We start from the raw sequence: 23,137 nt of genomic DNA, 5'->3' as shown, positions 1-23,137 counted from the left end.
GGTAGCTCGGTGGCAGCCGGGAGGTTTGGCTACACTCGGCGGACATGTCTGACTCTGACTCCCAGCAGATTCCTCTTCGCTCCTTCCGCAACAACCCCTCGGACTTCCTCTCGGAGGCACTCGGCGGCTTCATCGCCTCTCACCCGGACGCAGAATGGCACGACAGCGGGTTCATCGGCCGTGCTTCCGCGGTGAGCACCGAGGGCGGGGACCCGGCAGTCTCCGTCATCTCCGGTGGAGGTTCCGGTCACGAACCCATGCACGCCGGATTCATCGGTGCCGGTATGCTCGCCGCAGTCTGCCCTGGCCTGTTGTTCACGTCCCCGAATGCCGTGCAGATCGCCGAGGCGACCCGGTGGGCTGACCAGGGCGCCGGCGTGGTGCACGTGGTGAAGAACTACACCGGGGATGTGATGAACTTCACCGTTGCGCGGCAGGCCCTCGGTGACACCGAAACCCGGGCAGTCCTCGTTGACGACGATGTTGCCACTGACCTCGCTGGCACTGACAGCACTGACAGCACTGACAGCACTGACAGCACTGACAGCACTGACACTTCGGACGGCCCGGGACGACGGGGAACCGGGGCGACGATCCTCGTGGAGAAAGTGACGGGGGCCGCCGCACAGCGCGGCGACAGCATTGACCGGGTTGCGGACATCGGACAATGGGTGGCGGACAGCTCACGCAGCATGGCAGTGGCCCTGGCGCCCGGGCATCTTCCGACGAGCGGGCGCGACACCTTCGACCTGCCGGAAGGGAAGATGGAGGTCGGGGTGGGGATCCACGGCGAGCGTGGTGTCGACCGTGTCGATGTGGAGACCGCCGACAAGGTCGTCGCCCGGCTGTTGGAGGGGATCAGCAGTGCCTTGTCCCTTGACGACGGATCCGAAGTGGTCTGCCTCGTCAACGGCCTCGGTGGGACGACACCGCTGGAGCTGTCTCTGCTCTTCGGCTCCGTGCTGCGACAGCTCGCCGACAGGGGCGTGAGCGTCCGTCGGGCGATGGTCGGGACGTACACCACCTCGGTGAACATGGCGGGTGTGTCTCTCACGCTGACGTCAGTGGGGGACGCCATGGACGAGCTGGTGGAACTCCTGGACGCTCCCACGGACGCGCCGGGATGGCCTCGCGTTCTCGGCGGACACGGTGCTCCTCTGGTGTATGCCCCGGCGGCGACGAGTTTCGATGATGATCTGCCGGCCTCCGGCAAGGAGAACCGCTGGCTCAGTGATTTCGTCGGACGTGTACAGGGGGCTACCGATGACCTCACCGAACTCGACCGGCTCGCCGGGGATGGCGATTTCGGCCAGAACATGGACGCCGCTTTCGGTGGAGTCTCCCTGCCGCTGCAGGGATCGGACGCTGACGTGCTGGGGGCCCTCGGACACCGCCTGCTGATCAGGGCGGGAGGAACCTCGGGCGCGGTGCTCGGTACGTTGTTCCGGGAGCTGGGCACCGCGATGGGCGAGGCCGACTCGCCGGCCGCCGGACTCGCCTCCGGGCTGGAAGCGGCACACCGCGCCATCACCGAACTCGGTGGGGCGCGGCAGGGCGACAATACGCTGATCGACGCCCTGATCCCGGCAGCGGAGGCGGCGGCAGACGTCAGGGACTCTGCTGCCAACTTCTCCGACGTCCTGCAGGCCTGCTACTCGGCAGCAGCAGAGGGGGCGGAGGGAACCCGCGAGATGGTTGCGAAGAAAGGCCGCGCCAGCTATCTCGGCGCAGCGTCCCAGGGAGTGGTGGACCCGGGGGCCATCCTTGTCTCCTGGATCTTCGGTGGATCAGGCAAGGTCAGTGATTTCACCGGTGTCGCCACTGGCGACTGACCCCCCCCGGGGCCAGTCTCAGACCGTCTCTCAGGAACCGAGGGGCGGCAGCTGCAGGCCGGAGGAACCGAAGTTCTGGTCGCCGTTGGTGGAACCGAACGTGGAACCGAAGTCGGTGGAACCCAGGTTGGCGTCACCGAAGGAAGAACCCAGGTTCGCGTCACCGAAAGAGGAACCGAGTCCGGAGGATCCGAGGTCGACGCTGATGTCGCCGAACGACGAGCCCAGCGGCGGGATGTTGAAGACAGGCAGGCCGGCGGTGAACTCGAGGTACAGGTCCTTGATCGGGCCCCACACGATTTCTTGGATTTCAAGAATGAACGACATGGTTTTCTCCGTAGTGGTGTCAGTACAGGGGTTGATCCCGCTGCTTCACTATGAAGATAGCCGCTTTTCCATCGTAATGGTCTGCTCAGGACGCATTTTTGTGACCGGTCCACCATACCGGGGGTACGCGGTGGCGGTTTCGCGGGTTCCGGTGGCCGGGAGGTGAACGGGAGGAGGATGAGACACAGACAGAACGTGGACGACAGGTGTCGGCGACGTGGCGGATGTGCCGGGGCGTGGCGGGGATTGTGTGGCCGTGCACCACATCGGACGGAGGAGTACAGTCAACGACGGCAAAGTTGTCATATCAACTACATTCCTATCGGCCACGTAAGGACCACCATGAGCCTCTCGACCACTCTCCTCCGCGGCATCAGCGGCGCCTACTTCCTGCAGTCCGGCATCGGCAAGCTCAAGATGCCCACCGAGGCGGCCACCGGCCTGCAGCAGTTTGCCGCCACCGGCGTGCCCCAGGTGACCAAGCTGGATCCGGACACCTTCGGCAAGGTCGTCTCCTACTCGGAGATCGGTGTCGGCGCATCACTGCTGGCCCCTGTCGTCTCCAACCGACTGGCGGGTCTGGCGCTGGGTGCGATCAACGCGGGATTCCTGTCCATCTACTTCCGCAATGACCAGATGACCAGGAAGGACGGAATCCGCCCGTCCGAGGCCGGGACCGGTCTGTCGAAGGACCTCTTCATTGCCGCGATCGCTGCCGCGCTGATTGCCGCGCCGAAGGCGTCGAAGAAGTAGTCTCTCCTGTGTGACTGAGATCAACATCCGTGCGGCGTCCAACGCCGATATCCCCGCGATCACCGCGATCTACAATGACGCTGTGGAGAACACCGTCGCGGTATGGAATGACGAGACCGTTGACGAGGAGAACCGTCGTTCCTGGTTGCAGGGGTACCAGGTTCCTGGGACTTGTGCCCTCGTCGCCGAGGGCGCCGACGGGGAGGTGCTGGGCTACGCGACCTACGGCGAGTTCCGCCACTACGACGGTTTCCGACACACGGTGGAGAACTCGATCTACGTCGACGGCAGCAAGCGGGCGGGGGGAGTGGGGACGGCGTTGATGTCCGCGCTCGTCGACCACGCGCGCGAGGGTGGCAAACACGTGATGGTTGCCGCGATCGAGGGTGGGAACACCGCGTCGATCCGCCTGCACGCGAAGGTCGGGTTCGAGGAGTGCGGGACAGTCCGTCAGGTCGGAACCAAGTTCGACCGCTGGCTCGACATGACGCTGATGCAGCTGATGCTCTAGTTCCCTCGTCCAACCCGCCAGGACGCAGAGTTCCGCCACTCCTGGACGAGGTGGGCGAAGCTGCCTCCCGCAGCCTCGAGCTCGGCGGGTGTTCCCTGCTCGATGATCCGACCGTCGTCGAGCACGACGACGGTGTCGGCGACGGACAGCGTCGACGGGCGGTGCGTCACGATGACGGTGGTGTAGTCCGCCCGGATCGTGCGGATGGATTCGACCACGGCGGCCTCGTTGTGGGCGTCGAGCGCGGAGGTCGCCTCGTCCACCAACAGCAGGTGGGATGGTTTGGCCAGGGCGCGGGCGATGCCGACACGCTGGCGTTCCCCACCGGAGAGGTGGTCTCCCAGCTCGCCGACGGGCGTGTCCCAGCCGGTGGGGATCTCCTCGAGCACGCCGCGCAGGCCGGATGCGTCGGCCAGCCGCTCCAGGTCCGTCTGAGTCAGGTCGGGGTTGACGGCCAGCAGGTTGTCTTTCACCGTCCCCGCCCCGAGCGCGGTCTGCTGGAACACGACCGTCGCATTGCCGCGCAGGTCGGGGCTCTCTGCAGCGACCCCGTCCAGTGACACGGAGCCGGATGTGGGGATCGCCAGCCCCGCGAGGGTGCGTAGCAGTGTGGACTTGCCTGAGCCGGATCGTCCGACAACGACGGTCACGGTCCCCGGTCGCAGATCGAGGCTCACGCCGTCCAAACTGCGGGTACCGTCGGGGAAGTCCACGTCCACGTCGGTGACGATGATCTGCGGCGGGGTGGGGGACGCGGCAGTCGGGGTGGTCACCGGGGTGGTCACCACCTCTGCGGCCTCGGTGAGCGTCCGGTTCAGCGACTGGATTCCCACCGACAGGCGGGAGAGCCCGGTGACCTGTTCGACGACACGCAGCATCACGATCACGGTCACAGCAGCCGACACCGCACCGAGGGTGCCGTTGTCGACGGCCAGCCACACGGTGAGCCCGTAGCCGATGAGAACGGCCTGGAGCACCACACTGAACAGGATCTCGCCGGGCACCTGCCAGAACAGCAGGCGTAGCGTCCGCCGACGTGCGGACACCAGGGCCTCGTCAACCAGGCGTGCCCCCGCGGAGACCCGGCGCGCGGTCCGTAGTGACGGCTGGGCCCGGACGTAGTCGATGAGTCGGTCGTCGAGGTTCTCAGTGGCGGCGGCGAATTCTTCGTCGGCACGGGTGATGAGTCTGCTCGACAGCATCAGGGCGAGCATCATCAGCACCCCGCCGGCCAGGGTCACCAGGGCAGCGGGAACGGTGAAGAACAGCAGGCCGATACCGAGGGCCGCGGTGAACACCACAGCGGTGACCACAGGGCCGACCATGAGGACCGGCGCTGAGGTCACCTCGACGGCGCCGGTGGACAGCAGAGTGCGTAGACGTGCGGCTTTCGACCGGGGAATCACCGGCGTGGGCCAGGACAGGATCGCTGCAGGGGTGTGGCGTTGGATGGCGTGCATCAGGGACAGGCCGACGGCGAGCCCCTTGTGCGCGGCGAGGATGTCGAGCGCCCAAGCCGCGCCGATCAGTGCGACCATGGCCAGTACCCACGGCCACGCGTCGACCGGTGTGCCACCGAACAGGTCGTCGAGCAGGGGGAACAGGACAAGTACCGCGGCTGCCTGGATGATGGCGGACAGTACGGTGAGCAGGACGAACAGTCGGAAGTCACGGCCGCCGCCGCTGATGGTTCGGATCCTGGTGAGCATCAGTGGGCCTCCGGTGTCGAGTGTGTGCTGGTCTGGTGGCGGTCCCACAGCGAGGCGTAGGTGCCCTCGGCGGCGATGAGTTCGTCGTGGCGCCCGCTCTCGGTGATGCGACCGTGGTCCATGACGATGATGCGGTCGGCGTCGGCGACGGTGTGCAGCCGGTGCGCGATCATCAGGACGGTACGTCCCTTCAACAGGGTGTCCAGCGCGGTCAGGATGGCCCATTCGCTGTCGGGGTCGGCGGAGGCGGTGGCCTCGTCAAGGACGACGACAGGGGTGTCGGCGAGCAGCGCCCGGGCGATGCCGATGCGCTGGCGCTCTCCGCCGGAGAGCCTGTCGCCGGTGACGACGGTGTCGTAGCCCTCGGGCAGGTTCATGATCGTGTCGTGGATGTTCGCCGCACGTGCCGCGGCGACCACCTGCTCGTCGGTGGCGTCGGGCGCGGTGAGTGCGATGTTGTCGCGGATCGTCGTATGGATCAGCTGCACGTCCTGCAGCAGGATGGTGACGGTGGCGTAGAGCTCGTCCTGGGTCATGTCGCGGATGTCGGTGCCGTCGATGCTGACGGACCCGCCCTGGGGGTCCCAGAGTCTGGCGAGGAGTGCGCCGACCGTCGATTTCCCGGCGCCGGACGGGCCAACAACGGCGGTGACCGTCCCCCGGGCGAGGGTGAGGGAGAAGGACGCCAGGACCTCACGGTCAGGGGAGTAGCCGAAGCGGACGCGGTCGAAGACGACATGACCGGCCGGGGCGGGCCGGTTCGCCGGTCCCGGCAGTTCGGGTGTTGTCAGGGCCAGGTCCAGGCCCGCGCGTCCGTCCAAGGACACCAGGAGATTTCCGATCCCACCACTGATCGCCACCAGCTGGGCGCCGAAGGACGGGCCGAGCACCAGGAAAGGGATCGCATCAGACACGCTGACCCAGCCGGGGAGCATCAGTACCCAGGTGGCGACGACCAGGAGCCCGAGGACAGTGGTGGGTCGGTTGATCATCACAGCGATGATCTTCGCGGCACCGGTGTCCTTCTGCAGTGTGTCGACGAAGGCACCGACCTCCCGCAATGTGCCCGGCAGGTCGACGATGCTCTTCTCTCCGAACACCTGGGAGACCTCACGGTTGGCGAGGAAGGACTGCGACTGGCCGGTGACTGTGGAGATGTTGCGCTGGGAGATGACCACCCGGTCGCGCTCCCGGCTCTGGATCGTCACCATCACCCCGATGAAGGCGGCGATAGGCAGGAGCAGGACCAGTGCCAGACGCCAGTCGACCGTGAAGAGGTAGATCAGCGCCGCCAGTGGGGTGACGACGGCGGCAACGAGGTCGGGGACGGCGTGGGTGACGATGTAGTGCATCCCGGCGACGTCGTCGGCGACGAGTGTGCGGACGTCGGAGCTGCGTCTGCTGGTGAACCACCCCAGCGGCAGCCGGGCGAGTTTGTCCATCAGTCGTCGGCGGAGCGTGGCGGAGTAGCTGGCGTCGTAGAGGTGCATTGCCAGCATCAGCAGCGTGGTGCCGAGCGCGGAGGCCGCCATGACCAGGAGCGCAGCCACCCCGGTTCCCAGCACGGTATCGCGGTCGGCACCGTTGAGAAGCTGTCGGCACAGCTCGGCGAAGAGGACGAAGGGGACGATGCCCAGGACTGAGAGCAGAGTCTGGAACACCCCGGCGATGATCATCGGCACTTTCGCCGGGGCGAGGACACCGGCGGAGGGCTTCTTCTGTGGCGCGGGTTCGGGCGTCGGGGTCACCGGTGTCTCCGGAGCGTCAGCGGCCGCCGGGGCAGCTGTTTCGGCCGCCTCCTGGAGTGCACGGGACTTGCCCATGGCCCGTCCGGCCACCCAGTACCCCTGGGCGTGCAGGGTGCCACGGTTCAGGTGGGCGTCGCGCTGCAGCACGGTCTTGGCGTGCCGGGTGGCGGTCACCTCGCCGGTGACCCACGCGTACCAACCTTCCCAGTCTCCGCCGCTGATGGCCTGGGCGAGGCCCTGGCCGTCCGGGAAGGACTCCACCCACGCCGCGGTGATGTTCGGGCCTTCCGGCAGGGGTGACTCCTCGTCGGCGTCGGCGTGCTTCTCGAGGTAGACCACCACCGGCACCTCGGCAGGGACGGCTGCGGCCAGCTGGGTGATCGCCGGGTAGGACGCGAGGTCGCCGAGCAACAGGTATCCGGCTGGCGCGGGATCGAGCAGGGTGAAGTCCGTCTCCCCGTAGCGGGTCGCTTCGATGGTGTCACCGGGCTGACAGTTCTGCGCCCACCAGGATGCAGGCCCCATCGGATGATGGATCACGAAGTCCACCGCCAGGGTCCCGGTGGACGGGTCGGTCTCGGCGAAGGTGTATCCGCGCTGGAACTGTTTTGAGCCGCCGTCCGGGTCGGGGAACCAGGCCCGCATCCACGCCGCGGGTGCCTCCCCGTCGGTGGAGAGGATTGTGTCGGAGTGGAAGGTGACGCGCAGCATGTTGCTGGTGCGCCATTGTGTCTCCGTCACGGTCAGGGCATGGTCTTTTGCGCCGAGGCCGTGCAGGACGGCGCCTTGGAACCCCTTGCTCACGGTAAGCCTCCTAGAAGTAAGTTGAGGCTTACCGTACCTTACCGGGTGGGGGTACCGGCACCCCGAGCTTTGGTGAGCAGCAGCAGACCTGCCAGCAACACCACGGCGATCCCGATAATCCCGAAGCGGTCATCGCCGGTCAGGCCGGTGAACACCGCGAACGCCGCGGGGGCCATCCAGCTCACGCTGCGTCCGGTGGTTGCGTACAGGCCGAACATCTGGCCTTCGCGACCCTCCGGGCAGATGCGCGTCAGGTACGACCGCGAGGCGCTCTGCGCGGGACCGACGAACATGCACAGCAGCAGGCCGAAGATCCAGAACATGGCCGGACCGTCCACGAAGAACAGGACGAAAGCATCGACCACCAGCAGGATCAGCGACACCATGATCACCGGTTTCGGGCCGATCCTGTCATCGAGATAACCACAGACCAGCGCACCGATCGCGGAGACGACATTGGCGGCCACGCCGAAGAGAAGCACATCTGCCGGGCTCAGTCCGTACACCGAGACCGCCAGCACCGCGCCGAAGGTGAACACCCCGGCCAGCCCGTCGCGGAATACCGCCGAGGCGATGAGGAACCACACCGCCGAGCGGTCGGTACGCCACAGGGAACCGATGTCGCGGAACAGGCCGAGATAGGACTCCTTCACCGAGGATGTCGCGGCACTGGGGTCCGGGGTGTTTTCCGGGACCTTGCGCATCACCGGGATCGCCGAAACCAGGAACCAGATCGCCGCGATGACAGCGACGATGCGCACGTTCCACCCGTCTTCCACCGGGACGCCGAGCAGTCCGCGGGTGTCACCGTCCCCTGCGATGAAACCGAGGTAGCAGACCAGCAACAGGACGATGCCGCCGAAGTACCCCATCGACCAGCCGAAGCCGGACACCCGCCCGACGTTCTCCCGGGTGGAGACCTGCGAGAGCATGGCAAAGTAGCTGACCTCGGCAAACTCGAAGGTCACCGAGGCCACACCCATGATGACGATGCCTGCCCAGAAGTATCCGGGGGCGTCGTCGCCGATGCCGACCAGGCTGAACATCAGCCCCACGGTGACCAGAGTCCACAGGGTCACCGACCTGCGGCGCGTCCCGCGCGCGTCGGCGCGGCGTCCCATCACCGGTGCGATCAGCGCGATCGTCACCCCGCCGAGGGCCATCGCCCAGCCGTACCAGGTGGCGGGACTGATACCGTCGCCGAAACCGCCGTCAATGGAGCCGCCCACCGAGTCGGTGAGGTAGACGGAGAAGATGAAGGTGACCAGCACCGCGTTGAAAGCGGCGGACCCCCAGTCCCAGAACGCCCAGGCGAGGGTCGGGCCGCGGTAGATGCCGGTGAGTCGGGCGGTGTCGTCCCGTGTCGTGGTGGCCATACCCCTCAGACTATTGCCTGGCTGAACATACCGGGCACACGGGTGGGTACGGGTACGCTGTCTGTCGATGAACACTCGCAGTCCTCGTCGCCGCAGCACCGCCGCCGGGATGTACGCAGCCCTCGCCGAACGCGTCTCCGCCACCGTGATCGGCCGTTACTCCACGTCTTTTTCCCTGGCCACGCGTCTGCTGCCGGACGGGGTCCGGGAGGATGTCCGTAACCTCTACGCCGTGGTGCGCATCGCCGATGAAATCGTCGACGGAGCGGCCGCCGGGCACGCCGACCCCCAGGAGGTCCTGGACGTGTACGAGGCCCAGGTGCTCGCGGCCCCGGACACAGGGTTCCACACCGACCTGGTGCTGCATGCGTGGGCCGCGACGGCGGTGCGGTCTCGGATCGACCCCGCGCACATGAGGGACTTCTTCGCCTCCATGCGCAGCGACATCGTCCGGGACGTGCACGACGAGGAGAGCCTGGCCCGCTACATCCACGGTTCCGCCGAGGTCATCGGCCTGATGTGCCTCGACATCTTTCTCGCGCACGCGGATCCGGTTCCTGCCGCGCAGCATGCCTGGCTGGCGGAAGGGGCAGCGGCGTTGGGTGCGGCGTTCCAGAAGGTCAACTTCCTGAGGGACCTGGGTGACGACCGGGACGTGCTGGGCCGGTCCTACCTGCCCGACCTGCAGGACGGACCACTGACGGTGGAGATCCGTGACCGCATTCTGGACGACGTGGACGCCGGCATCGCCACCGGGCGTCTCCGTATCCCGTCACTGCCGGCAGGGTGCCGGGCCGGCGTCGCATCGGCGGCTGGACTGTACGAGGAACTCTCCGCACGGTTGCGTCGCACGCCACCACACCAGCTCCAGTACACCCGCGTCCGGGTGCCCGGCCCGGTCAAAGCCGCGCTGACTGTCCGGGAAATCGCCAGGAGCCGACGGTGACCGGCGGCCGCCGGGCGGTTGTCATCGGTGCCGGCGTCGCGGGACTGTCGACCGCTGGACTGCTGGCGAGACGTGGCTATGAGGTCACTCTGCTCGAGCGCGGGACCGCGGTGGGCGGGCGTGCGGGTTCCCTCACCATCGCCGACGCGCCGGGATTCCGGTGGGACACCGGGCCCAGCTGGTACCTGATGCCCGAGGCCTTCGACCGCTTCTTCTCACTGATGGGTACCTCCACCGAGGAACAGCTGGATCTCTCGGAACTGTCGCCGGGCTACCGGCTGCTTCCCGAGGGACTCGACCCGGTGGACGTTCCGGTGGGGGCGGATGCCGTCGCCGAACTCTTCGAGACACTGGAACCCGGGGCAGGTGAGGAGGTCCGGCGCTATCTCGCGGAAGCCGGCGACACCTACCGGATCGCCGTTGACCGTTTTCTCTACACCGACTTCACCTCACCGGCTCCGTTTCTCGGGCTCGGGGTCGCGCGGCGCGCGGTCCGGCTGATCCGTCTCCTCGCGGGATCATTGGAAAGCCTGGTCAACCGGAGGTTCCAGGACCGGCGTCTCCGCCAGATCCTGAGCTACCCGGCGGTCTTCCTCTCGTCGCGCCCGTCACAGACTCCCGCCCTGTACCAGCTGATGAGCTTCACCGACCTGGTGCAGGGGGTCAAGTACCCCTCGGGTGGTTTTGCTGCGGTGGTGGAGTCACTGCGCCGGTTGGCCGTTGGCCACGGGGTGAGCATCCGGACCGGGACGGAGGTCACCGCGATCGTCACCGACCGTGCCCGCGCGAACCCCTTCCGGCAGATACCGGGGGTAGGCCGTGCCACCGCGCACTTGTCCGCCGCCCGGGCTCAGGGCGTGACGGTCCGGACCTCTGACGGCACAGTGTCCGGCACAGGGGAGGAGTTCATTCCTGCGGATGTGGTCGTCAGTGCCGCAGACCTGCATCACACCGAGACCGGACTGCTCCCGGCAGGGCTGCAGACGTATCCGGAACGTCGCTGGCGGCGTGCGGATCCCGGCGTCGGTGCGGTGGTGGTGATGCTCGGGGTGAAGGGTGAACTTCCCGAGCTCGCACACCACACCCTGATCTTCAGTGAGGACTGGACGCCCGACTTCGCTGCGGTGTTCGACACCCTACCGGGGGGAGCCGGGCAGAAGGCGTCGCGGTCGGTGTACGTCTCCCGGACGTCGGCGACAGACCCGGACGTCGCGCCGGACGGGCATGAAAACCTCTTCGTCCTCGTGCCTGTGACCTGTGACCCGTCCATGGACACCAGCGCGGTGGACGCAATCGCCGATGCGACGCTGGACATGATCGCGCAGCGTGCGGGGGTGCCGGACCTGGTGGACCGCGTGGTTGTCCGCAGGACGCTGGGCCCCGCGGACTTCGCCGAACGCTACAACTCCTGGCGCGGGTGGGCGCTGGGCCTGGCGCACACGCTGACACAGTCGGCGTTCATGCGCGGGACGAACCGGTCGCGGGCGGTGTCGAACCTCTACTACGCAGGATCGACGACGACACCCGGAGTAGGGGTGCCGATGTGCCTGATCAGTGCGGAGAACGCAGTGACCAGGATCAGTCGAAGTGGTGGACCATCACGTGACAGTGCCCGCTCGGGTCGAGACCGCCGTTGACGGTGCTGTCGACGAATCCTAGCTTGGCGTAGACGTGGCGGGCGCGGTCGTTGCCGAGGTCCACAGCGAGGGAGACGCCAGGGAACCCGGCGGAGCGCGCGGTCGTCAACAACTCGGACATCAGCGCCGTGCCACGTCCGTGGCCGGAGAATTCCGGACGGAGGGCGATGGCCACCTCCGGGATATCGTCGGAGACGAAACCCGCTCCCGGTGCCTCTGCGGTGAACGTACGCAGCCACGCGCCGCCGACCGGTGTCGGCGTTCCGCTGCTGAGATCTTCGAGGATGACGGCGGGCTGGTCCGGTGTCCATTGTCCCACATACGCCTCGAGCTCCTCGTCGATACCGTCACTGACGGGCTGGTCCTCGTCGCCCCACTGGTCGGTGAGGATGTAGAGGGCCCGTAGGAACTCGCGGTCGCTCTCGACCGCGGCCCGGTACCGCAGTTCCGGGGACACGGAGTCGGTCATCAGTAGATGAACACCTGGTCGCCCGGGTTGAGGGCGTTGAAGTAGGTGATCGCGTCCTGGTTGTTCATCCGGACGCAACCGGCGGACTGGGTGTCCAGGGTGCCCTGGTGGAAAGCGTGGCCGTTGTTGGTGAAGTAGACGGCGTAGGGCATCGGCGCGTTGTTGAACTCGCGGCTGATCTCGTCCTTCACCTTGTACTGCACGGTGAAGTTGCCGCGCGGGGTGTCCTGGCCCGGCTTGCCCGGAGACATGCTCACCGGACCGTAGGAGGTGTTGCCGTTCTGCTGCAGCCAGGTGCGCTTTCCGTCGATGTCGACACAGACGCGGGCGGACGCCGGGCACGGGGTGTTGTTGGTGCTGGCGCGACGCTGTTCGGCGGCGGTGCGTGCCTCGCGCTCGGCGCGGGCGGCAGCGGCAGCACGCTCGGCGGCGTCCCGCTGGTCCTGACGTTCCTGGACGGCGCCGGGGGCGACGAGGTCGGCCAGGTCCCGGACGCCCTGTTCGTAGGCGTCGCGGAACTGCTCGGGCACCTTGCCGGCCTGCAGCAGTGCTGCGTCGTGCGCGTCAAGGACACCGTCGCGGACCATGTCGTTGATCTCGTCCGGCCCAGGCAGGGCGATGTCGCCTGCCGCAGGCAGGGAGGGGATGCTCGGCGCAGCGGTGGCCGGGGCGATGCCCGCCCCACCGATGCCGATGGCTGCGACCGCTGCGATGCCGAGGGCGGCGGCCCGACGACGGATGGTACGGGTGGGGCCGCTGTGGTGTGCAGGTGTTCTCCGAATGTTCACGGGAGCTATCCTATCCTCTGGCAACGATGTCGAGCCACTTTTACCCGGGCGTGTATGCGGGCGTGTGTCGGGTGGTGATCATCGAAAGCCTACTGAAGTCACAGGTACTCTGGATGTGCCCAGCATGAAAAACCCGGATTCCCGGGGCAGACTAGGGAGATATGAACGTGCCTCTGTCGAACAATTCCAGTAACTCCGGTCACGGTGCACACAGTGCGCATGGTGTCCACGCTGCTCAGCCGGTGAAAGTCCTCGTCGTCGACGACGAGGCCAACATCGCCGACCTGATCAAGGCGCGTCTGGAGTTCCAGGACTTCGAGGTCAAGACCGCCGCGGACGGAGCGACGGCCCGCGAGATCGCCAAGACCTTCCGTCCCGACGCGTTCATTCTTGACGTGATGATGCCCGGGATGGACGGCTTCACCCTGCTCAACAAGCTGCGGGAGGACGGGCATGAAGCGCCCGTACTGTTCCTCACCGCCAAGGACGGGGTGGACGACCGGATCCACGGTCTGACGATCGGCGCGGACGACTACGTCACCAAGCCCTTTGCCCTGGAAGAGGTCATCACCCGGTTGCGGGTGATCCTGCGCCGCGTGCAGCCCGCCGAGGATGACGACTCCTCACTGATCACCTACGCCGACATCACCCTCAACGACGACATGCACGAGGTCACCAAAGCGGGCAAGGTGGTGGATCTGTCTCCGACCGAGTTCAAGCTGCTGCGTTACCTGCTGGTCAACTCCGAGGTCGTGGTGCCGAAGTCCCGGATCCTCGACGCCGTGTGGGAGTACGACTTCGGCGGCGACGGTAATGTCGTCGAATCATATGTCTCATACCTGCGTCGCAAGATCGACACCCAGGAACCGCGGCTGATCCACACCGTGCGCGGTGTGGGGTACGTCCTGAGGCTGCCGCGTAGCTGATGGCAGGTCCGGGCAGGATGACAGCCGGCGCCCGCCGGGCGAGCCGACAGTACCCGGGGGTCTTTCTGTCCCACTACCCGCTCCGGGTGTCTCTGGTGCTGGTCATCGCGGTGCTCACGGCACTGGGGCTCGCCGTGTCAGGCACCGTGGTGACCGGCATGATGCAGCGGTTCCTCACCGAGCGGGTCGATGAACAGCTCCAGGACAGTGCGACCTGGGCGACGAGCATCACCGAGTCGCCGTGCCGTGACACCTACCAGTCCCACGACCAGCTGCGCCTGCAGCGTCCGCCGTCCAAGATGTACTGGGGCCTGCCGGGCGACGCATGCCAGACCACCGGCCCCAACAGCGTCAACGATTCCCTGCCGGACGTCTCGTCGATCACCGAGCCGACGCGCCCGGTCACCGTCCCGGCGTCGGCTTACTCGGCGTCGCCTGCTCCCTGGCGTGCCGCAGCAGTGTCCAACGAGGACGGGGGCGTCACGGTCTTCGCCCTGCCGATGGACGGTGAGTCGAAGATCATGAGCGGCATGACGACGATGCTCATCGTCATCAGCCTGTTGATCCTCGCCTCTGTCACCGCGGCCAGCCTGTTCCTCGTCCGGCGCGCACTGCAGCCGCTCTACCAGGTGGAACAGACCGCAGGGCGGATCGCCCGTGGTCATCTGGACCAGCGTGTCCCGAACTGGTCGCCGAAGACAGAGGTCGGACGACTGTCGGTCGCGCTGAACCGGATGCTCGCGCAGATTCAGGGAGCGTTCATCGCAGTCAATGATTCGGAGCGCCAGGCACGGGAGGCGGAGGCATCGATGCGCCGATTCATCGGCGACGCCTCCCACGAACTACGGACTCCGCTGACCAGTGTGCGCGGATACGCCGACCTGTACCGTTCCGGTGCCACCGATAACCCGGACATGGTCATCGACAGGATCTCCGCCGAGGCAGGACGAATGAGCCTGCTGGTGGAGGACCTGCTCACTCTTGTGCGTATGGACGAAGGACGGCCGATGCGCGAGGATCCGGTGGACATGTTGGAGCTGTGCCTCTCCGCTGCGGAGAACGCGCGGGTCGGTTTCCCGGGCCGCTCGGTGAGCGTGCGTAATGAGACCCGGTCAGTGCCGGTGACCATCGGTGACAGTGCCCACCTGCACCAGGTCGTCGGCAACCTCGTGACCAACGCGATGCGGCACGCCGGGGAGGAGGCCTCGGTGACGATCCGCCTGAGCCGCCCGGACGAGGACATGGTCGCCGTCGAGATCATCGATGACGGCGACGGCATCTCCGCCGATGATGTCCCGCACCTTTTTGAACGGTTCTACCGGGCGGATGTGTCACGGTCCCGGGCCTCGGGCGGATCGGGCCTGGGCCTGTCCATCGTCAAGCGACTGGTCGAACGACACAACGGCACGATCACCGTGGAGAGCGAACTGGGCGAGGGTACGACCTTCCGGATCCTGCTGCCGGTGTGGCGGGATGACGAGGAGCAGGATGAGGAACCGGACGAGGAATCCGAGTCCACCGACGCCGCTGAGTCAGAGACGGATGCGGCCGACACCCCTGATGACGCTACGGATTCTGAGGACGACGGACGGACGTCCGGTCGTGACTCTGGTCGCGATTCCTGGGGCGGGTGACATTCGCGGTCAGGGCTTCGGCGATGAGTATGCCGACGACACGGTGATGGGGGATCACCGCGTGGCTGATCCGGGCGTGCGGGTGACGGTCCTGGATCGTGACCACTTTCACCGGGCCAGCATGGGCAGGGAGGCCGGTCAACGGGTCCGGGGCAACGTGCGCGCGGGCACGGGCCTCCGGAACGATACGGTCTCCCCGGGTGATGATCTGGGTGACCGGCACATTCGTCCGCAGAGTATGCCCGAGGACGTCGCGTAGCGCAGGAGAGCCGACGAGCTGGTCTGCGAGCGCGGGTAGAAAAACCTGGTCGACGCGGTGAAGTATTCGCGACTCCGGTGGTCGGAACCACGGTCGTCCCACCCCGCGGAAATCCGCTGCGAGGCCGATGACGTGGCCCACGGCGGCGTTGTTGTTGTCGTTGGTGCTGCCACCGGTACGGTCCTCGAGGATCCCGGTGGCGGCGAGCGCGAGGAGTCCGCCCTGGGAATGTCCGACCAGATCGACGGCACCGACACGTCCGGTGATGTCGGCAAGGTGGTCGACGACCTCGTCGAGTGAGCCGCGCAGCCCGCGGGTACCGCGGTATCCGTAGGAGACGGACAGGACCGGGCGCCCGGTTTCACGGAGCACGGGCACGATCTTCTCGAAGTTGTCCCGGCTTCCGGCGGTTCCGTGCACCAGGACGATCGGCCGCATCCCGGTGTGCCCGTCCGTCGTACTGGTGTCCTCGGTGTCTCTCCAGGGAGAGGCTGGCTGCGGGAGCCGGTCCAGGAGACGGCCGACGAGTGGTGGACGTGTCTGTCGCATGGTCCCATTTTCGCACTGGTCTGCTGGGACGTGCACTCCTGGTTGGTTCTGAGCTCCAGGACCAACCTGGAGTGCACGTGTCAGCGCCGACGGACCGGTGAGCGGTCGCGGGAAGTGACCGCACCGATGACAGATCCGGCAATCCAGGCCAGAACCGGACCGACCACAGCGGTCAGGCCGAGTGCGAGCCACTGGGAGGGCGTGAGGAAGCCGGTGTAGAACAGTGAGTTCTGCAACAGGTCACGTGCTGTCTGACTGACCTTCGGGAGAAGGCCGACTACCACACCGATCACCGTACCGGGCAGGGCGATGAAGACCGCCTGTGCGGCGGAGAACCGGCGCAACAGTCCCGGAGCGGCGCCGACAGCTGTGATGGTGGCGATGTCACGTCGGGACTCAGCGGCGGCCAGCACGATAACGAGCAACACAGTGCCCAGGGTGAGGATCCAGCTCAGTGCGACGGGAATGATGATCATCAGGGCCCGCTCACCGTCGACGGCAGGAGTGTCGATGGTGACGAACTGTGAGTTCACTGGCCAAAGCCCCGTCGTCGCCAGGGCCGCCTCGACCATGGATACCGGGGCGTCGAGGAGAAACACGGTGCCCTGGTAGCGAACGTCGAGGTCCAGTGACGCGGCAGTCTCCGGACTGATGGCGACGGTGTCCAGCGCCCCTGTGCCGGCGAGCGCCGGCACGACGACGGCAGGGACCGATAAGGTCTCGTCGGCCGGTTGGGGCTCCGCGGTGTCGTCCTCCTCGACGTAGTCTCCCACGGGGCCGTAGTAGGGGTCGTAAGAGCGCAGCTCGATGTCGGTTCTCCCGTCCTCTATTAGGGAGGGGTCGGACACGACGGCCTTGCCATCTGAGAGTGCCTCCGTGGCCTCGCGGACAGCAGCAGGTTCGGCACCGTCGAATGCGGCGAACATTCCACCGTCGGTGGCACGGATGTCCACCCACTCCTGATAGTAGTTTTCCCCTGCGGTGTCCGTGAATGTCCGTGGGCTTGCCTGGTAGGTCACCCCGTCCTGAGTTCTTCCGGTCACCTCAGCAAGGGTGTGGTGTGACCGGGCGTTCATCCGCTCAGCAACGGCGTCGATCTCATCCGAGTAGAGCGACTCATTCCCACCCTCGTAGGTGGACATGACAGCGACGTCATCGCGGTAGGGAGTGGAGAGTGAGAAGTGGCTGGGGATGCTCAGCACGAGAGTGGCGAGGAAGGTCACTCCCGCTATCGCCGCGACGGCCGGAACCGTGCGGTGGTGGTTGCGGAGACTGTCCCGGACGGCGAGACGCCCTGAGGTCGGGAGGTAACGTCCTGCCTGCGACATCAACCAGACTGTCAGGCTACTGCTGAGGATCAGGCCGGTGCCGCACAGCGCGATGCCGAAGATCTGCCAGTCGGCGCCACCGAGGATGATGAGCGACACCCCGACGCTGAGGATTACGGGGCCGGCCAGCATGCGGGCGTGGAATCCGGTCATCCGCATGCTTCCACCGTCGGTGAGTGCCTGGACCGGATCTTCCCTGCCGGCCCGGACCGCGGGCACGAGGGCAGACGTCACCCCGCAGGCCAGGGCGACGAAGGTAGTGATGATCGCGGCGGACCATGACCAGTGGAATCCTCGCTCATAGGTGAGGGAGATCAGCGTCGCGGCGACACCGGTGGAGAGGATAAGTCCGGCGACAGCCCCGAGAAGGCCCACGGCAAGTCCCTCGGCCAGCATCACCAGTCGCAGGTCGCGGGGTGCGGAGCCGACGGCACTCATCAGACCCATTGCACGACGCTGACGGCGCGCCGCCACGGCGAACACAGGGGATATGACGGCGGAGACCAGGAGTACTCCGAGGACAATCACGCTGAGTGCGGTCAGCACTGCACTGACCTCGGTGCTTCCCGCACCCGCCAGGGACCAGGAAAAGTCTCCTGACCCGGTTGGACCGGAGATGCTCACCGTGCTGAGACGTTCGGGCGAATTGTGCAGCGCGCTCACTATCTCCTGGGCCAGTGCGGAGTCGTCGGGGAAGTACCAGCTCAGCTCCTGAGCCCCGGAGTTCACCGGGACGTCGGCTGCATTCACTACCGGGCCTCGGTAGTCAGCGCCCAGGCGAACAGTAAGCTCGGCGCCGTCGACATTGACCGTGTCTCCCTCGGTGGCGTCCATGAGGAAAGCGGCACTGTCGTTGAGTGTCACCGTTCCAGCCGGGGCCAATGTGCTGTCCCCGGTATCCGGGTCTGCAGCACTGGTCACCACGATCTGGGCGTCGCGGTCGCCGTGGCGGAATTCCGAGAGCTGTCGTACCCCAGGCGACAGTTGGTCCGCCAGATCACCGATCGCGGCGGATAGCTCGTTGAACTGATCGGAGATGGCCTCGTCGTTCAATGGAGTGGCGGGGTCACGTTCGAGGACGACATGGCCCGTTTGCCCGATCAAGGAGTTCACGTGGCTTCTGTCGTACCCCTCGACCATTGACGCGAAACCTACCACCAGCGACACCGGCAGAGCGAAGAGCAGCAGGGCGACGACGGTGCGGATCTTGTGGGCGGCCAGGTCGCGCCGGGCGAGACGTAGAGCGACCCGGAGTCGGGAAAAGATGTTCGACATGATGATCACTCCACGATCCGGCCGTCGCGCAGGTGCACGGTGCGGTCAGCCCACGCGGCGAAGCGGGGCTCATGGGTGACCAACAGCCCGGCGGCGCCGTCAGTAACCCGGTTTCGTAGCAGCGACATCACGGATTCGGCAGTCACCGAGTCCAGGGCGCCGGTGGGCTCATCGGCGAGGAAAAGGTGCCTGTCGCCGATAAGGGCCCGTGCCACGGCGACGCGCTGCTGTTGGCCGCCCGAGACCTCCGACGGGAATCGGTCGGCAAGGTCGCTGAGACTAATCTCTTCCAGGGCGTTGAGTGCTGCGGTGCGGGCGTCTTTCCTCCTCGTACCGTTGAGCTCCATCGGCAGTGAGACGTTCTCCGCCACCGTAAGCGTCGGGATCAGGTTGTAATCCTGGAAGACGTAGCCCACATGGATGCGGCGTACCTCCGCGCGGGCCTGCGCGGAGAGGTGCGAGACATCCACCCCGGCGACGAGGACGCGGCCATCGCTGGCGGTGTCCAGCGTGCCGGCAACGTTGAGCAACGTCGATTTTCCGGACCCCGACGGGCCCATCACCGCAACCAGCTCACCAGGCTCGATGGTCAGCGTAACGCGGTCGAGTGCGGTCACTGTGGTCGGGCCGTCCTGGTGGATCCTGCTGACTTGGTCGAGGTGCAGAGCTGCGGCGGACGTTGTCGCATCCTCGGACTCGTTGCCGGACAGGCGCCGGGGAGACAGGGGCGAGGTGTTGTTGGGGCGTGTCATGGTCTCAGTTCTCCTCGGTTTCTGTGGCAGGTGGCAGAGCTTCTATCTGGTCGAGCCAGCGGACCTGGGATTCGAGATCGAAGATCCGGCGCTCGAGCTGCAGCCTGTCGGCCGCAGTGGACGGAGGGACTTCTGATTTCTTCCTGGTGAGTGCCCGCAGTTCGTCAAGGACAGCCAGCCGCTGGTTGTGCAGCACCGACGCGAAGTCCATGCCGTCCGGTAGTCCTCCAGTCGTAGACGCTGCCATGGCAGTCTTGATCACCAGGTCATCCCGGTCGTTGGGGGGTGGCAGGACGGGGGAATGCCACCAGGTGGTGAGTTCGGAGCGGCCGGCGTCGGTGACGGCGTAGATCTCGGTGTGCCGTCCTGATGCGCCGGTGTCGGAGCCAGTCACTTCGATGAGTCCGTCCCGCGCGAGGCGTTGGATCGTCTGATAGACCTGTCCGACGTTGACGGGCCAGGTGTCCCGCGTGCGGGTCTCGAAGTCGGACTTCAACTTCCCGACACTCCTGGGTTGCTCGGCTAAAAGGCTGAGCAGGGCGAACTTGATGGACATGGTGTCTTCCTCGGCTGAGAAGGTGTTGCTTACTCGGTAAGTATTTAGAACGTTACTCGGTAACTTACCGAGTAAGCAAGGGTGGGTGAGGAAGCTTTGCGACGTTGCGGACCGCCGAGGAGTGCTTCGCGTCCTGAGACCCCACACTTGCGTCGGTCAGAGGGGTGTCAGACCAACATAAGCCGGGGGTGCGGGAGCGCTACCGCGAAGTGACGCTCAATCCCGCAACCCTTCCTCGAGGATCTTCACCACAAGATCCTGCACTTCCGGATGAGCAGGCATCTCATCGTGACGCACCCGGCTCACCCCGTGATCCTGCAGAAAGGCGTTCCACACCCGTGCCGGGCCACCGGGGCCGTCCCCCGAATCCGGCTCCAGGAACGTGGTCTCGAACGGGACGACGGTAGTGTCATTGCGCGTCGCCAGGCAGGAATACCGGATGCCTGGTCGGGTCTCAGGCCCGGTCGTCATCGTCTCGATCAGGGGGGACCCCACGACCTGCTGCATGCCGGCCGGACCCATCATCTTGCTGACGACCGCCTCCGCCACGCGCACTGTCGTCTCGCTGGCCGTGATCACTGACGCGAGCAGCCCCCGGACCGTCGTCCCATGGTGCGGGGCGGACAGTGAGACCAGGTGATGGACCTTGTCCGCGCCACCCATCTCATTGATCCAGTACCGCGCGAGCAGTCCGCCCTGGGAGTGCCCCACGATGTCGATTTTCTCTGCCCCGGTGGCAGCGAGCACCTGGTCAAGGTAGGCGGCAATGTCCCGCGCCGAAGTCAGGACGTCCTGCGTGCCGTGGATGCCGTAGTCCGGGGCGAACACCACCCACCCTTTGTCCCGGAGGGAGACGACGAGGTTCTGCCACGCATTCTTCGAGGAGATCGTTCCATGCAACAGCACCACCGGGTACGGCCGTTCCTCGGTGGGGCGTGCGTGCCACAGATCGTCGACGAAGCCGACGGTGTACTGACGGGCGCCGATCGGCAGCGTGGTCGTTCCACCCGGCAGCTGCGGCGTCCGAGGAAGCAGGCGCGACGGAAACTCCAGGGTGTTGCGCACACCGTCGGTGAACTGCGACAGCTGGTTGAGGATCATCTTTCCGGGGGCTTCCTGGAACTGTTCCTGCTGCACCTGCTGTGCCTCAGACTCTGCCTCGGCGATCGCCTTGGCGATGGATTCGATCTCTTGCTCCATCAGCTGCTGCTAACGTCGACTCCCCGGGACCGCAGGCCCGAACGGATCTTTTCGGCGGCCTCGTCCATCTTCTCCGGGTCGGTGTCGTTCATGCCGAGTGCGTTCGACAGGTCGTACCCCGACATGTCCGAGGCAGGGAAGACATGGATGTGGGCGTGCGGAACCTCGAAACCGGCGATCAGATAACCGGCGCGGGGAACGTCGAACTCCTCCACGATCGCTGCGCCGACATGCTGGGCGATCTCATTGAGGTGTGCCCACAGAGAGGGGTCCAGGTCGGTCCATTTGTCGACCTCCTCCACCGGCACGACCAGCGTGTGGCCGTAGGCCACAGGTTCGATGGTGAGGAAGGCGGCGACGGTGTCGTCCCGGTAGACGAAACGGCCCGGGAGATCGCCGGAGATGATGCTGCTGAATACGGAAGCCATGCTGTCGATGGTAGCGGCTAAACTGGTCAGCCATGCGCACACTCGTCATCGGCAATGGAGCCCGCGAACACGCCCTGGCCTACTCACTGTCCACTGATCCCGAGGTCAGTGAGGTGCACGTCGCACCCGGTAACCCCGGTCTCGCCGGGGTCGCCACCCTTCACCCCGGGATCAAGGGGGACGACGCAGACGCTGTCGTCGCCCTCGCCCGGGATCTGTCGGCCGATCTGGTCGTCATCGGGCCAGAGATCCCCCTGGTTGCCGGGGTGGCGGATGCGCTCCGTGACGCAGGTGTGGCCGTATTCGGGCCGTCGGCCTCCGCGGCGCGGATCGAGGGGTCCAAGGCCTTCGCCAAGGAGATCATGGCGTCTGCGGGGGTGAAGACCGCCCATGCCGAGTCGATTCTTCCTGGTGCCACGGAGGACGACATTGCTGCGGCCATCGACCGGTTCGGTCCTACCTGGGTCGTCAAGGACGACGGTCTGGCCGGCGGCAAAGGGGTTGTCGTCACTCCGGAGCGCGACGCAGCTCTCGAGCACGTCCACTACGTCCATGCCGCCGGGAATCCGGTCCTGCTGGAGAGCTTCCTTGACGGCCCCGAAGTCTCACTGTTCTGCCTGGTGGATGGCGAAACCGTGGTTCCGTTGCTCCCCGCCCAGGACCACAAGCGTGTCGGCGACAATGACGAGGGCCCGAACACCGGAGGCATGGGTGCTTACACCCCGTTGCCGTGGTTGCCGGAAAACGGTGTGCAGACCATCGTCGATGACGTGGTTGCCCCGGTTGCTGCCCAGATGGTGAAGGAAGGCTGCCCGTTCTCCGGTCTGTTGTACGCGGGGCTGGCCTGGGGTGCGGACGGTCCTGCCGTCGTGGAGTTCAACTGTCGTTTCGGAGACCCGGAGACGCAGGCCGTCCTGGATCTCCTGACCACCCCGCTGGGTGGGGTGCTCAACGCGGTGGCCACCGGGACGTTGGATGAGCTCCCGCCGCTCGAATGGCAGGACGGGTATGCGGTCACGGTTGTGCTCGCCGCAGAGAACTACCCGGCGTCTCCGGTCACCGGGGTGGAGATCTCCGGTGTTGCCGCCGGGGATGAAGCCCGCGGAATCCGTGCTGCAGGCGTCGCGGAGAAGGACGGGGTGCTGGTGTCTGCCGGCGGACGCGTGCTCAATGTGATCGGTAAGGGTGCGACGCTGGACGACGCCCGCGCCGCCGCCTACGACGAGCTGGACAAGATCTCGTTGCCGGGTGGCCACTTCCGTACGGACATTGGCCTGGCAGCGGTCGAGGGGCGCATCGCGATTCCGGGACGCTGAACCGGATAGGCTGG

20 protein-coding genes are annotated in these 23,137 nt (G+C 66.3%); 8 read left to right on the top strand and 12 right to left on the bottom strand.

From position 1 onward, the window contains the following. Positions 1 to 44 precede the first annotated feature (44 nt). Positions 45 to 1,832 carry a dihydroxyacetone kinase family protein gene (locus CGLY_RS13455; protein WP_052540214.1) on the top strand — a complete coding sequence of 596 codons (1,788 nt, stop codon included), beginning with the start codon at positions 45 to 47 and terminating at the stop codon, positions 1,830 to 1,832. Between the two features lie 30 nt (positions 1,833 to 1,862). Here CGLY_RS13455 and CGLY_RS13450 read toward each other — a convergent pair whose 3' ends face one another. Then, entirely contained in the window at positions 1,863 to 2,159 is a 297-nt protein-coding gene (locus CGLY_RS13450; protein ID WP_038550088.1) for a hypothetical protein, read from the bottom strand. 342 nt (positions 2,160 to 2,501) lie between these two features. Between CGLY_RS13450 and CGLY_RS13445 the strand changes: the two genes are divergently transcribed. Then, positions 2,502 to 2,912, top strand: coding sequence for a hypothetical protein (locus tag CGLY_RS13445; RefSeq protein ID WP_038550085.1), 411 nt, complete (start codon positions 2,502 to 2,504; stop codon positions 2,910 to 2,912). 10 nt (positions 2,913 to 2,922) lie between these two features. Further along, a complete protein-coding gene (locus CGLY_RS13440) occupies positions 2,923 to 3,423 on the top strand; it encodes a GNAT family N-acetyltransferase (protein WP_320406889.1) in 501 nt (166 codons plus the stop codon). Here the strand turns inward: CGLY_RS13440 and CGLY_RS13435 are convergent. The 3 genes from CGLY_RS13435 to CGLY_RS13425 are packed head-to-tail and all read right to left on the bottom strand — an operon-like array spanning position 3,420 to position 9,060. After that, a complete protein-coding gene (locus CGLY_RS13435; protein ID WP_052540209.1) occupies positions 3,420 to 5,132 on the bottom strand; it encodes an ABC transporter ATP-binding protein in 1,713 nt (570 codons plus the stop codon). The genes CGLY_RS13440 and CGLY_RS13435 overlap by 4 nt on opposite strands. After that, positions 5,132 to 7,684: an ABC transporter ATP-binding protein/permease gene (locus CGLY_RS13430; protein ID WP_038550082.1), complete on the bottom strand. Its 2,553-nt coding sequence runs from the start codon at positions 7,682 to 7,684 to the stop codon at positions 5,132 to 5,134. The genes CGLY_RS13435 and CGLY_RS13430 overlap by 1 nt, the downstream gene beginning before the upstream one ends. 38 nt (positions 7,685 to 7,722) lie before the next feature. Beyond that, entirely contained in the window at positions 7,723 to 9,060 is a 1,338-nt protein-coding gene (locus CGLY_RS13425; RefSeq protein WP_052540208.1) for an MFS transporter, read from the bottom strand. 67 nt (positions 9,061 to 9,127) lie between these two features. On the opposite strand from CGLY_RS13425, the gene CGLY_RS13420 reads away from it, so the two are divergent. Both CGLY_RS13420 and crtI read left to right on the top strand, forming a co-directional pair. After that, positions 9,128 to 10,006: a squalene/phytoene synthase family protein gene (locus CGLY_RS13420; RefSeq protein ID WP_052540206.1), complete on the top strand. Its 879-nt coding sequence runs from the start codon at positions 9,128 to 9,130 to the stop codon at positions 10,004 to 10,006. Then, positions 10,003 to 11,643 carry a phytoene desaturase family protein gene (gene crtI, locus CGLY_RS13415; RefSeq protein ID WP_038550080.1) on the top strand — a complete coding sequence of 547 codons (1,641 nt, stop codon included), beginning with the start codon at positions 10,003 to 10,005 and terminating at the stop codon, positions 11,641 to 11,643. Before CGLY_RS13420 ends, crtI begins: the two co-directional genes overlap by 4 nt. On the opposite strand, the gene CGLY_RS13410 is transcribed toward crtI, so the two are convergent. Then, positions 11,585 to 12,112 carry a GNAT family N-acetyltransferase gene (locus CGLY_RS13410; RefSeq protein WP_038550077.1) on the bottom strand — a complete coding sequence of 176 codons (528 nt, stop codon included), beginning with the start codon at positions 12,110 to 12,112 and terminating at the stop codon, positions 11,585 to 11,587. The two genes, crtI and CGLY_RS13410, sit on opposite strands and share 59 nt — an antisense overlap. Further along, complete coding sequence (locus tag CGLY_RS13405) at positions 12,112 to 12,900, bottom strand: L,D-transpeptidase (RefSeq protein ID WP_052540204.1); 789 nt, start codon at positions 12,898 to 12,900, stop codon at positions 12,112 to 12,114. Before CGLY_RS13405 ends, CGLY_RS13410 begins: the two co-directional genes overlap by 1 nt. Before the next feature lie 173 nt (positions 12,901 to 13,073). Between CGLY_RS13405 and CGLY_RS13400 the strand changes: the two genes are divergently transcribed. Continuing rightward, a complete protein-coding gene (locus CGLY_RS13400) occupies positions 13,074 to 13,826 on the top strand; it encodes a response regulator transcription factor (protein ID WP_407080812.1) in 753 nt (250 codons plus the stop codon). Between the two features lie 17 nt (positions 13,827 to 13,843). Further along, positions 13,844 to 15,460 carry a sensor histidine kinase gene (locus tag CGLY_RS13395; RefSeq protein ID WP_227590278.1) on the top strand — a complete coding sequence of 539 codons (1,617 nt, stop codon included), beginning with the start codon at positions 13,844 to 13,846 and terminating at the stop codon, positions 15,458 to 15,460. Here the strand turns inward: CGLY_RS13395 and CGLY_RS16865 are convergent. The 6 genes from CGLY_RS16865 to CGLY_RS13365 form a co-directional block, all read right to left on the bottom strand. Continuing rightward, a complete protein-coding gene (locus tag CGLY_RS16865) occupies positions 15,393 to 16,268 on the bottom strand; it encodes an esterase/lipase family protein (RefSeq protein WP_081803934.1) in 876 nt (291 codons plus the stop codon). The genes CGLY_RS13395 and CGLY_RS16865 overlap by 68 nt on opposite strands. 80 nt (positions 16,269 to 16,348) lie before the next feature. Further along, positions 16,349 to 18,871 (bottom strand): FtsX-like permease family protein, encoded by a 2,523-nt coding sequence (locus CGLY_RS13385; protein WP_144313694.1) that lies wholly within the window; start codon positions 18,869 to 18,871, stop codon positions 16,349 to 16,351. Positions 18,872 to 18,876: 5 nt separating this feature from the next. Continuing rightward, entirely contained in the window at positions 18,877 to 19,623 is a 747-nt protein-coding gene (locus tag CGLY_RS13380) for an ABC transporter ATP-binding protein (RefSeq protein ID WP_081803933.1), read from the bottom strand. Between the two features lie 4 nt (positions 19,624 to 19,627). Beyond that, positions 19,628 to 20,179: a PadR family transcriptional regulator gene (locus CGLY_RS13375; RefSeq protein ID WP_038550072.1), complete on the bottom strand. Its 552-nt coding sequence runs from the start codon at positions 20,177 to 20,179 to the stop codon at positions 19,628 to 19,630. 216 nt (positions 20,180 to 20,395) lie between these two features. After that, positions 20,396 to 21,379, bottom strand: coding sequence for an esterase/lipase family protein (locus CGLY_RS13370; protein WP_144313693.1), 984 nt, complete (start codon positions 21,377 to 21,379; stop codon positions 20,396 to 20,398). After that, positions 21,379 to 21,807 carry an HIT family protein gene (locus tag CGLY_RS13365; protein ID WP_038553075.1) on the bottom strand — a complete coding sequence of 143 codons (429 nt, stop codon included), beginning with the start codon at positions 21,805 to 21,807 and terminating at the stop codon, positions 21,379 to 21,381. Before CGLY_RS13365 ends, CGLY_RS13370 begins: the two co-directional genes overlap by 1 nt. Before the next feature lie 32 nt (positions 21,808 to 21,839). Between CGLY_RS13365 and purD the strand changes: the two genes are divergently transcribed. Further along, positions 21,840 to 23,123, top strand: a complete 1,284-nt coding sequence (purD, locus tag CGLY_RS13360) for a phosphoribosylamine--glycine ligase (protein WP_038550071.1) — start codon at positions 21,840 to 21,842, stop codon at positions 23,121 to 23,123. Positions 23,124 to 23,137: the final 14 nt, after the last annotated feature.

It is taken from the genome of Corynebacterium glyciniphilum AJ 3170 (assembly GCF_000626675.1).
Classification (GTDB): Bacteria; Actinomycetota; Actinomycetes; order Mycobacteriales; family Mycobacteriaceae; genus Corynebacterium; species Corynebacterium glyciniphilum.
The sequence above is the reverse complement of the archived record's forward strand: the minus strand, read 5'-3'. Positions and strand labels throughout refer to the sequence as shown.

Excerpts from the sequence above, each read along its gene's own strand:
- CGLY_RS13455 (WP_052540214.1), top strand. The coding sequence starts at position 45 with ATGTCTGACTCTGACTCCCAGCAGATTCCTCTTCGCTCCTTCCGCAAC.
- CGLY_RS13450 (WP_038550088.1), bottom strand. The coding sequence starts at position 2,159 with ATGTCGTTCATTCTTGAAATCCAAGAAATCGTGTGGGGCCCGATCAAG.
- CGLY_RS13445 (WP_038550085.1), top strand. The coding sequence starts at position 2,502 with ATGAGCCTCTCGACCACTCTCCTCCGCGGCATCAGCGGCGCCTACTTC.
- CGLY_RS13435 (WP_052540209.1), bottom strand. The coding sequence starts at position 5,132 with ATGCTCACCAGGATCCGAACCATCAGCGGCGGCGGCCGTGACTTCCGA.
- CGLY_RS13425 (WP_052540208.1), bottom strand. The coding sequence starts at position 9,060 with ATGGCCACCACGACACGGGACGACACCGCCCGACTCACCGGCATCTAC.
- CGLY_RS13420 (WP_052540206.1), top strand. The coding sequence starts at position 9,128 with ATGAACACTCGCAGTCCTCGTCGCCGCAGCACCGCCGCCGGGATGTAC.
- CGLY_RS13410 (WP_038550077.1), bottom strand. The coding sequence starts at position 12,112 with ATGACCGACTCCGTGTCCCCGGAACTGCGGTACCGGGCCGCGGTCGAG.
- CGLY_RS13395 (WP_227590278.1), top strand. The coding sequence starts at position 13,844 with ATGACAGCCGGCGCCCGCCGGGCGAGCCGACAGTACCCGGGGGTCTTT.
- CGLY_RS16865 (WP_081803934.1), bottom strand. The coding sequence starts at position 16,268 with ATGCGACAGACACGTCCACCACTCGTCGGCCGTCTCCTGGACCGGCTC.
- CGLY_RS13385 (WP_144313694.1), bottom strand. The coding sequence starts at position 18,871 with ATGTCGAACATCTTTTCCCGACTCCGGGTCGCTCTACGTCTCGCCCGG.
- CGLY_RS13380 (WP_081803933.1), bottom strand. The coding sequence starts at position 19,623 with ATGACACGCCCCAACAACACCTCGCCCCTGTCTCCCCGGCGCCTGTCC.
- CGLY_RS13375 (WP_038550072.1), bottom strand. The coding sequence starts at position 20,179 with ATGTCCATCAAGTTCGCCCTGCTCAGCCTTTTAGCCGAGCAACCCAGG.
- CGLY_RS13370 (WP_144313693.1), bottom strand. The coding sequence starts at position 21,379 with ATGGAGCAAGAGATCGAATCCATCGCCAAGGCGATCGCCGAGGCAGAG.
- CGLY_RS13365 (WP_038553075.1), bottom strand. The coding sequence starts at position 21,807 with ATGGCTTCCGTATTCAGCAGCATCATCTCCGGCGATCTCCCGGGCCGT.
- purD (WP_038550071.1), top strand. The coding sequence starts at position 21,840 with ATGCGCACACTCGTCATCGGCAATGGAGCCCGCGAACACGCCCTGGCC.